The organism is Endozoicomonas sp. SESOKO3, from assembly GCF_024606255.1.
In genome coordinates this window covers 1-10,849 of sequence record NZ_JAHHPR010000481.1, presented here as the reverse complement: position 1 = coordinate 10,849, position 10,849 = coordinate 1, and the positions used below count along the sequence as shown (strand labels likewise).

At 46.1% G+C, this 10,849-nt stretch carries 7 protein-coding genes; all 7 read right to left on the bottom strand.

Annotated elements, in window-relative coordinates; all coding sequences use genetic code 11:
- Positions 1-396: 396 nt before the first annotated feature.
- Positions 397-1,836, bottom strand: coding sequence for a hypothetical protein (locus KDK18_RS08245; protein WP_257254427.1), 1,440 nt, complete (start codon positions 1,834-1,836; stop codon positions 397-399).
- A 215-nt stretch (positions 1,837-2,051) separates the two neighbouring features.
- Positions 2,052-3,536: a hypothetical protein gene (locus tag KDK18_RS08240; protein WP_257254426.1), complete on the bottom strand. Its 1,485-nt coding sequence runs from the start codon at positions 3,534-3,536 to the stop codon at positions 2,052-2,054.
- Between the two features lie 287 nt (positions 3,537-3,823).
- The gene (locus tag KDK18_RS08235) at positions 3,824-5,533 is read right to left on the bottom strand and encodes a hypothetical protein (protein WP_257254425.1); all 1,710 of its coding nucleotides are present in this window, start codon (positions 5,531-5,533) and stop codon (positions 3,824-3,826) included.
- Between the two features lie 309 nt (positions 5,534-5,842).
- The gene (locus tag KDK18_RS08230; RefSeq protein ID WP_257254424.1) at positions 5,843-7,273 is read right to left on the bottom strand and encodes a hypothetical protein; all 1,431 of its coding nucleotides are present in this window, start codon (positions 7,271-7,273) and stop codon (positions 5,843-5,845) included.
- Positions 7,274-7,515: 242 nt separating this feature from the next.
- On the bottom strand, positions 7,516-8,529 hold the full coding sequence (locus tag KDK18_RS08225) for a hypothetical protein (protein WP_257254423.1): 1,014 nt from the start codon (positions 8,527-8,529) through the stop codon (positions 7,516-7,518).
- A 104-nt stretch (positions 8,530-8,633) separates the two neighbouring features.
- Positions 8,634-10,118, bottom strand: coding sequence for a hypothetical protein (locus tag KDK18_RS08220; RefSeq protein WP_257254422.1), 1,485 nt, complete (start codon positions 10,116-10,118; stop codon positions 8,634-8,636).
- 105 nt (positions 10,119-10,223) lie between these two features.
- On the bottom strand, positions 10,224-10,849 hold a 626-nt coding region (locus KDK18_RS08215), incomplete at its 5' end, for a hypothetical protein (RefSeq protein ID WP_257254421.1).

The following is a 10,849-nucleotide window of genomic DNA, read 5'->3' as shown; positions in this document are numbered from 1 at the left end:
ACAAAGACCAATACGTGCAAGAGTAGACTTTTAATGGTTCTATCCTTTGTTTTCTGTGGATAGGAGCAATGAGGATAGACGAGAGGATAAGGGGCAAAGAACTAAAACATAATGGTTCATGCATTCTCCTATCCATGGCAAACGTGCTGAAATTTTACTGAAACACCGATGTCTGATACCTGATGACTGTCGTAAGAACCGGTTTGAGAAAAGCGATGAACTTCAGGGAAGATGACAGAGCTACAGCAAGGCGATTACCCGGCCCCGATTGAGTCCACCTGAATCGTCGAATGCGAGTTGTGATGACGACTGTCCGGTTTTTTAAAAATCGAAATAACAAATAGTGTGATATCGATCCCTTCTGAAAGCTTGCTTCGGGCCTGGCTGGGAGCCCGATCATTCTGTACCTTCCGGAGGGTTAAGGTGATCATCTCGATCTGCATCAAAAGGCTTGCGTTTTCGATGCACTTTTGCCTGATGGGTCTGCGCATTCTCGCTCATTATTCCGCCTGAACGCTGGCCATCGTCCCCGATCGCTGTCCCATCACTGGCCTGTGATTCGGGGTGATATCTTAATTTGTGATCTAACAGCGATTGAGCCGTTGGAAGGGGCTCATGACACGGCTGCTGCTGGCCATCCTCCCCGATCACTGTCTCGTAACAACGGTGTGTCTCGGGATAGATAAAGAGTCTTGCCTTTTCCGAGCTGCTTTTTCTCATGCTGCTCAAACCCTCAAGAAAGTGCAGACGACTTTTCGTGTGGTATTTCGTTTTGTGCGCCCGCATAGCTTTCCTGTTATTGCAGAAAAACCCGCATGGCCGCAGCTGGTCATCCTCTCCGTGCATGGGCACTTTACAGGTCAGTTCCCCGGCTTTCATGGCTGCCGCTGCATCCGGTACACAACATGTATTGCTGCGGCTATTAGCCGGAAAGGTATTAATCGATATTGTCAGGGCTTGTGGCTGAAAATGGTGCAGGATTTGAGTGAGTTCACTCATCGTTTCAATAGAGCCTTGTTCGGGTATTCCTTGCGCAGGGGCTGTCGGACTTCCTTCCGAATTCAGCAACCTTTCAGCTGACTCGCTACCAGATGATTGTCGGAGTTTACAAACGCCATGACAGGAATCGACGTAACAATCTAAACCGAAAGTATGTTCGCCTTGTTCAGGGTCTTCGTTACCGTCACCAGAGCCCAAACCCAGAGGACTGGTGATAGAGCCTGTAAGTTGGGCGGTTGTTCCTAAGGCCTGATGATCAGCTGAGGCTGATGATGGATTTTGTTGGTCATTTTTTTGTTCACCACGCCCGGGAAGTACCATATTAGTGATCACAAACGGGTGATCCGCCTGTGCCAACATAGATGCCGCCTCCAGTTGATCCGTTGGGTTAAGCAACCATGAATCGGGGTTCCAGTAGCTTTTCAAAAGAAAGTCGGCAACGACAAACGCTCCTACTATAGGTATCCATGAATAAGGTTTGGCACTCAGAGCGGTGTCATGGGGGGTAAAAGCCAGTTCGTAAACAATCACCAGGTTGGCGGCGTGAAGCAAGTGCCATGAGATCGACTCAATGAGAGATGTTTTTAACCCATAACCACCAATTCCCTGTGATTTGTCGTCAGACGGAAAAATGAGTCCTTCATAGCCACTGTCGGCATGGTATGAAGGGTTGTCTATAAATGAATGCTGGACAGGCCTTATGGAAAAAGTCACGTCTGAGGAACCTCCATCCTGTCCAAGCTCGACAATAAAGCGACTTTCCAATGGTTCGGCCTTACAGATGACAGACAACGAGAGCATCAGCAACAGCAGCACCACAGGGAGCGGTTTTCTCAAAGCTATATCCTTACATCTATTTTTGTGTTTCGTATTTTCTAGTCAGTCAGGTTAGACCAAGGAAGTGACAGATCAAGAAAGTAAGCGTTTTTCCTCAACAAACGCTGTCGTTTTTATTCGAGATGACCACGGATAGCTAGTCATCATGTGGTATAGGAACTTCCATGGATGGATGCCCTCTCGGAAGCGTGTTTTGAGTCTGATTGGAAGCCGAATTACTGTTTATCTTTTGGAAAACCGAGGTCATTACCTTGTTCCAAATCAACAGGCTTGTGTTTTAGATGCTTTCCTCTGTGATCGAACTGCTTGTGATGGATCAGCTCTTCAAAATCCTCGCAGACAATTCCGCATGGCTGTTGGTTATTCCCACCGGCCACCGTCTCGTCACAGATTTGCGGCTTGTGGTTGCTTCTTTTGTGATCCAGCAAGCATTGAGCATTATCGAAGACCGCCCCGCATTTTCGCCGCTGGCCATCCCGCCAGAGCACTTTATCTTCACAAACTTTCAGATAAGAGTGGCCTTTATTTTTGGCCATATCGTCCATTATGAATTTACGTAGCCTCCGTTGCCTATTGTTGTATTCTCTTAATTGTCCCTGCAAAGCTTTATCACTCCTGAAGACCTTCCCACATGGCTGATGCTGTCTATCGTCCCGGGTCACTGTCTCGTCACGGATGGGTTCTTCAGCTGTACTGGCTGCCCCCACACTCATTGAATCTATAGGGCGTTGGCGATTGGTTGGATTGTTATCAAAGCGTCCAGTGACATAGAAATAATGATCGCGTTGATTACCGATGACATTATCAAAGGCATTATCGAGATCGAAGTGAATTACTGCATCGCAATAATCCCATGCAGAGTAGTATCGATCAGGGACATCGTGGAATGAGCTTTGTTCAGGTTCTGCTCCTCCTCCAACTGCTGTACTGTCCATGGAATTCAGCCACCCTTCAGCCAGCTCAATCCTGCTGGATGCTGGTCGGAAGATGCAAATACCTTTACAAGGACTGACGCGACAATCTAAACCTAAAGTATGCTGGTGTTGTTCTGGACCATCGTTACCATCGCCTGAACCGGAAGACAGGGGACCGGTGAGAGCACCTGTAAAAGTGCTTGCCCCTGAGGCTTGCTGTATAGATGACTCTGTTCGCTCTTCTCGTTGTTGCCTTTGTTGTTGGCCATTTGCGGGGAGCATCATAGTATTGATCGCAAACGGGTCATCCTGACCGGCCTCCGGTTTATCTATCGGGTTGAACAGCGGTGAATCGGTGTTCCAATAGCTTCCTGAAAGCCAGCCAACAGCGAAAAAGGCTTCCACAGGTATCCATGAATAAGGTTTGGCACCCGGAGCTGCGTCATCGGTAGTCATAGCCAGATCGTAAGCAACCAACACACTAGTGGCGTAAATCAATTGCCACGAGACTGACTTAATAAAGGACGTTTTCACACCATAACTACCGAGTCTATGTGGTTTGTCTTCGGACGGCAAAATTGCTTCTGTATAGGCGTTTGTGTCGACAAGGTGTGACGGAGTGTCTGGGAATGTGTGCTGGCCAGACCTTATGGAAAAGATCCCCATAGGAGAGCTTCCATCCTGTCCAAGCTCGACAACATAATGCCTTGTCCATGATTCAGCCTGACCGATAGCAGACATAGAGAGCAGCAGCGACAACAGTGCCACAGAGGATGAATTTTTCATTGGTTCCCACTTTGTTGATTGTTGTGTCTTGTTTTTATTTTTTAGAATGGAAAGGTAGATCAACAAGGTGTTAGATCAAGAAAATAAGCGTTTTTTTAAAACAAAAGGTTAAAGCGGGTAGGTAAAAAAACCTCTGATGCAAGACATGAGCGGGCTTTTTTATTAAAACGGAGTCGGCATGACAGTAAAAGGCGACGAATGTCTGCCAGTAGTTTACCCATCATGGTGGAGTGGTTCTTGAGTATATTTATGGCCTTCCGCGCACCCACACCCTCTAAGTGAAAGCTTTAACGAGCGCTCTTCTGCATCAGGGGCCTGTTTTCACAATTTGCTGAAGCCGTGCCTTTATCCGCAATTAAAAAGTTTTTAATCAGATTAACCAGTTTTTGTAAATGAGCAATATCTTTTAAATTTCTTACTGAAGAATAAACATATCGATAAGTTTCTGTGGGTTCAGTTGTATAGGGTCCGCTGAATACAGGGGGCTCGTCATCCCGAGTTATCCTGTTGCCATCTGCATCTATAAAACAAGCCTCCCAAAAAAGATTGACTGCTTCTTTTCGATTGTTGGCGGAAAGGGCAAAGAAAATTAATGCCAAATTACCAACAGGCTCATATTTATCTTCTATGGATGAGCCTTGTTGAAGAATAGTGTTTACACGCTCTACCTCTCGATGGGCAATCTTCTCTGCGAGAGTCTGGCGATCAGTATCCAGGCCTTCGATGACATCTTGTCTGAACTGATGCAAGTTCCAACTTTTATGTGCACGAGATTTCGTTAACACCCTGGCCATATGAAAAAGTGAGTGACTAAAGCCAAATTTGAAGGTATGGGCACAACTGGCACAAAAACCAACAATATATTCATATTCGTTCCCAAGGGCATTGCACATTGCAGCAGCAAGGTGCACATACTCGTCGCTTCTGTCGTGCTTTGTCACGAGCACTCTGTAATTCAGAAAAGTTAATATTGGATCAACAAAAAATTCAGTTAAAGCACTGGAGAATGTTCCTTCGTCAACCTTCGAAAGATCAAGTTCTTCAGAATCCGATAAAGCATAGGCCCCTTCATAAGCTCTTTTAACAAGACACCATTCAAGACTGGGTAGATCAATCTCCCAGAGCAGGTCACCACCTATATGACCATGGATAGGATAAGTTTTCCGACGTTTAATCTCTCTTTGAGCAGGGGGAGGAGAGCCTTGCTGAACCCCTTCAGCTGACTCGCTACTATCGAACGATGGTCGTATTTTACAAATGCCATTACAGGAATCGAAGTAACAATTCACACCCAAAGTATGCTGGTGTTGATCAGGGTTTTCTCTACCGTCGCCAGAGCCGAAAGACAGGAAGTTGGTGAAATAAAAATTGCCTGCATGAGTGGCCACTCCTGAGGCTTGCTGACCGGAGGATGCTGATGGCGGGTTTGGTTGGCTATTTTTTTGTTGGCCATTTCCGGGGAGCATCATAGAGATGATCGTGAACAGGTGATCCTGATTCGCTTCTTGTTGTTGAATTTTTTGCTCAATCAAGTTAAGTGATTCAGTCGGGCTAAATATTGATGAATCGGGGTTCCAATAGCTTTTCAAGAGTGAGCCAAAAGAGACAAACACATCTGCAGGTATCCATGGGTAAGGTTTGGCTTTCAGAGCGGCGTCATTGGTGGTCACAACCCATTCGCAAGCAATCAGAACATGAGCAGCATAAATCAATTGCCATGAGATCGACTCAATAAAAGAGGTTTTTACCCCATAACTGTTAATCCTGTGTCGTTTGTCGTCAGGCAAAATTGATTCTGCGTAGCCGTCTGTATTGACGGGGTAGGACGGAGTGTCCGGCAATCTACGCTGGTCCGGCTTTAAAGAAAAACTCCCGCTTGGAGAACCTCTGCTCTGTTGGCGCTGGACGACAAAACTTCCTGTCGAGTGTGCAGCCTGAAAGATGACAGAAACCGAGAATACCGGCAACATCAGTGCCAAAGAGAGTATGTTTTTCAAAGCCTAACCTTAAATCTGTCTTATATTTCGTACCTAATGTTTCGTGTTTTCATTTCTTGAAATTAAGCTAGTTCAAGAAAGTGATAAATCAAGAGAGTCAGCGTGTCTTTCCAGAAAAACCAAAGGTTGCACCGGGGAATAAAAAAACACTACTGCAAAACATGGGCAAGGACTTTTGTTCATCGGTGTCCCGGCATTACAAAAAAAACGACGCTTACCTTTCAAATAAGAGATTAACCAAATGTTGGAATAGAAAAAGTCTCTCTGCTGTTCGGAGGACTATAACCAATCCAGACTGAGATCATCAGCCTACTGCACATAAAAAGACTTGCCTTCCCGGTGCATTCTATCGTGAAGCAACTGCTTTGGAAAATCTGCGATGACTTGTCCGCATGAGTGAAGATGGCCATTGTCACAGACCACTATCTTGAAGCATTTCCGCGACTTGTGGTATGCGTTTTTATGACGCGCCAAATCCAGAGCATTTTCGCAGACCAGCCTACATGGGTACTGCAGGCCATCTTCCAGGGTCTCTGTCTCCTGACAGGTCTGGGGCCCAGTGTGGAATTTTAATTTGTGACACGACAGGAACTTAGCATTTGGTAAGACCTCACCACACGGATGCTCCTTGCCATCAGCCCCAACCACTGTCTCATCACAAGGGTGTGGCTCAGGGTAGTAACAAGCTCTTCTCATTCTCATTCTGTTGATGCTTTCAAGACAGTGACAACGCCGAAATTCGTGGTCTTCTACGTGATCCCGCACAGCTAACAGACTCTTGCAGACCACCCCGCATGACCGCTTCTGGCCATCCACACCAAGTACTTGCAAATGACAGGTCAGTCCCTCAGTCAAATCGACTGCCATTGCTACGACTCCTTTTGCAGTCAGTGATTGTCTGTTGTTGCAGCCATTTCCCGGGTCGGTTTTAATCGGTGATCTATGGGCGTGTGGCTCAGAATTGTCGAAACCCAGCGCCGCTTCAGCTGAATCAGAACTATCGGATGATGGTCGGAGTTTACAAACGCCATCACAGGAATCAACGTGACAATTTAAACCCAAAGTATGCTGGTGTTGTTCGGGGCCTTCGTCTCCACCACCAGAGCCGGAATCCGGAGGGCTGGTGAAAAAACCTGTCAGTTGGTTGCTGGTTGCACCTGAGGCTTGCTGACCGGATGATACTGTTGGCTGGCTTTTTTGTTGGCCATTTTGTTTTTGGCTCTGTCCGGGAAGCATCATAGAGGTAATCTTGAACGGGTCACTCTGACTTGCCTCCAGTTGATCCATCGGGTTAAAAAGCGATGAATCAGGGTTCCAATAGCTTTTCAAAAGCAAGTCGACAGCGACAAATGCTTCTGCAGATATCCATGAATAAGGTTTGGCTTTCAGACCGACGTCATGGGTGGTCATAACCAGTGCGTAAGCAACCAGGAAATGAGTGGCGTAAATCAGTTGCCACGAAATCGACTCAATAAAGAACCTTTTTAGCCCGTAACCGCGCGGTCTGTGTAGTTTGTCATCGGGCGACAAAATGAATTCTGCATAGCCGTCTTTGTCGCCAAGGTATGATGGGGTGCCCGGCAATATTTGCTGGTCTGGCTGTATAGAAAAGCCCCCGCTTGAAGAACCTCCACTCTGTTGAGGCTCGACAACAAAAATTCTTGTTAACTGTGCAGCCTGACAGATGATAGAAAACGAGAATAGCGGCCAAAACAGTGCCAAAGAGAGTGTTTTTTTCAAAACATTAACCTTACATCGTTTTGTGTTCTGTACTTTTTAAGATAGAAAAGGTAGATCAAAAGAGAGTCATAAATCAGTCATAAGCGACTGAAACAACTTTTCGCTCTACTCTGGGATGAAAAATTTTTTGTGATAAAAAAAAGCCCGCTACTGCATAACAACAGCTCTTGAAGGTTTTTGCGCATTGTCTTGCATTGGGCCCACTGGCCATTCTTATTGGGCACCATCACGTCACAAAACAGTTACTCTGTGCCACCTCTTTTGGCCATTTCTTCGGCCGCAACAGCAGCCAATCTGAGCATATATTCCTTCATTCGCTTCATGAAGAATATTCTTTCCGAACACACGCGAATTCTGGCCCTGCGGTTGATCAAGTTTATCTGCCGCTGCCGCTCACGAGTCAACGTTACAAAAGGCGAGCTTTGTTCAGGTACTGCTCCGGTGTAGCCTGTCGAAGTTTCTACGAGATTCAGCGAACATTTAGCAGAGCCATCGCCATCGCCATCGCCATCGCCATCGCCATCGCCATCGGATAATGGTCTGAGTTTACAAACACCATGACAGGAATCGACGTAACAATTTAAACCGAAAGTATGTTGTTGTTCAGGCCCTTCGTTACCACCGCCAGAGCCGAAATTTTCGGGTCTGGTGAGAGAGCCTTTGAATTGAGCAGTTTTTCCTGAGGCTTGCTGACCGGATGATTTTGTTGGCTCGTTTTTTTGTTGGTTTTTTTCTTGGCCATTACCCGAGAGCGTCATAGTGGTGATTGCATATGGGTCGTCCTGACTTGCTTCCAGTTTACCCATTAGACTAAACAGCGGTGAATCGGTGCTCCAATAGCTTTGTAAAAGCCAGCCGACAACGAAAAACGCTTCTATTGGTATCCATGAATAAGGTTTGATGCCCAGAGCGAAGTCATTGTTGGTCATAACCAGTTCGTAAGCAACCAGAAAATGATTGGCGTCAATCAACTGCCACGAGATCAAATCAAAAAAGCCCGTTTTTACCCAAAAACCGCCAAATCTTTGTGGTTTGTCGTCAGGCGGAAAAATTGATCCTGCAGAGCCGTCTGTTTCGGCAATGTATGATGGGTTGCCTAACATCGGCTCGTTAGGTTTTATGGAAAAGCTCCGGCCCGGAGAACCTCCATCCTGTTGAAGCTGGACAACAAAACTTCTTTTCAATGGTGCAGCCTGAGAGATGACAGACGACGAGGACAGCAGCAACAGCAGCGTCACAAAACGTAGGTGTATCAAGAACTTTATCCTTACATCCATTTTATGTTTTAACTTTCTTAGGTGGGGAAATTAGACCAGGAAAATGATAGATCAAGAGAACAAACCTCTTTTTTGTCATCGACCTACTGCCTATCAACAGACTCACTTTCTCGATGTATGCTAATGTGACGAAAGTACTCTCGAAGATCCGCGCAGACTATTCCGCATGGGTGAAGGTGGCCATTCTCACAGAACACTATTTCGTGGCATTTTCGCAGCTCGTGGAATCTTTTTTTATGACGCACCAACTCCGGGGCATTTTCGCAGCTCTGCCCACATGTGTGTGGCAGGCCATCCTCCCAGAATTCTTGCTCTTCACTGATTTGTGGTCCGGTGTGAAATCTTAATTTGTGACACCACAGGGACTGAGGATTATCCAAGACCACACCACACCGTTGCTCCTCGCCATCCGTACCGGCCACTCTCTCATCACAAGGGTGTTGCCCGGGGTAGAGAGAGGCTCTTCTCATTCTTATTCTCATTTTCATCATGTCGATTCTGTTAAGAAAGCACTCACGCCGTTCCTTGTGCTTTTCTATGTGGTACCGCACAGCTTTCGAACCCTTGCAGACCATCCCGCATGACCGCTTCCGCGCGTCCACGCCAAACACTTTTAAATCGCAGGTTAATTCCCCGACTGCCACAGCAGCCAATGGGTATGTATTCTTACAGCCATTTCCAGGGTCGGTTTTAATCGATGACCGATGGACGCTTTTCTCAGAATCACCCAGAGTTTGACCGAGATCATTCTCTCGTGGGAAAGGCAAGCCTTGCTCTGTTGTTCCTGCTGCATGGTCTGTCAAAGTTTCTAAGAAATTCAGCGCCCCTTCAGCGGGCTCAGTACTATCGGATGATGCTCGTAGTTTACAAACGCCATGACAAAAATCGATATAACAATTTATATCCAAAGTATACTGGTCATGTTGTTCAGGGCCTTCGTTACCCCCGCCAGAGCCTGAAGACAGTGGGCCGGTGATAGAGCCTGTAAGATGAGTAGTTGCCCCAGAGGCTTGCTGACCGGATGATGCTGATGACTGGTTTGGTTTGTTATTTTGTTTTTGACCTTGTCCGGAGAGCATCATTGTGGTGATCGCAAACGAGTCATTCTGACTTGCCTCCGGTTTATCCATTGGGTTCGGTGAAACGGTGTTCCAATAGTTTTTTTCTAAAAGCCAGCCGACAGCAACAATCCCTTCTGCAAATATCCACCAATAAGGTCCGCCGTCCTGAGCCGCATCTTTGATGATCCAGAAGAGTCCGTAGGTAAGCAGCATATAGACAGCCCAATGCAATTGCCATGAAATGGACTCAATAGAGGTCATTTTCAGCCCATAACCGCCAAGCTTTTGTGTTTTGTCATCAGGCGGCAAAATTGATCCTGCAAAGCCGTCAGTGTCGACAATGTCTGACGGGCTGCCCGGCAATGAATTCAGGTCTCGCTTAATAGAAAGGCTCTGATTCTTCTGTTTATGCTCGACAACAAAATGTCCTGTCAACGGTTCGGCCTGACAGATCAAAGATAACGACCAATGCAGCGACAGCAGTGTCGCTGAAAGTGTTTTCTTCAAAACTCTACCCTCAAATTCATTTCGTGTTTACAAGTTGAAAAGGTAGGCCAAAAATGTGGTAGTGCAATAAAATAGACAAAAGCCTCCCTGCTGTCCGGAGAACAATTACTCATCAGAACTTGATTCCAAGAATTGCGGAAACACGATATCAACACAATAACCGTTTATAGCCGAAGAATCGTGAGAGTCGAGCATAAGCTGCTTAACACTTGATGGCCAATTGTAAAACTGGATACTTGATGGAGGCCCCATCAACGTGTAATCAGTTAATTCAACTTCAAAGCACTCTCCATTTTTATTCCTTAACTGTCTAATCCCGTCCCTGAGAACCTCGGGATCGTCTTCATATCCTTCATGCATGTCACTAAACAAATCATTCTCAATCGTGGTGCAGAGCATTTCCCCTCCCCGTCGAATAAATTCCGAAAGTACAGGACCTAAATACCCTTGTGGATAGGCTGAAACCAGTAAACAATGACTGCAATCATCAGGCAGGCACTTGTCAATATCTTTTGGGAATTCAGCTTGTTCAACAGGTAAAAAGTTAGTTAATGGTTCTTTGTCATAGCATTTAACATTAATGTCGCCCATCAAACTAAAACATTTTTCAAGAAATGCTTGCCCCGAGCCAATACCAATAACTGTTTTTGGAAAAGCGTCTTGGTAAGCGCTTTCACATAGAGAGAGCATAACAGCCAGAAATCTTTCAGGCTTTAAACGACCACAACCGG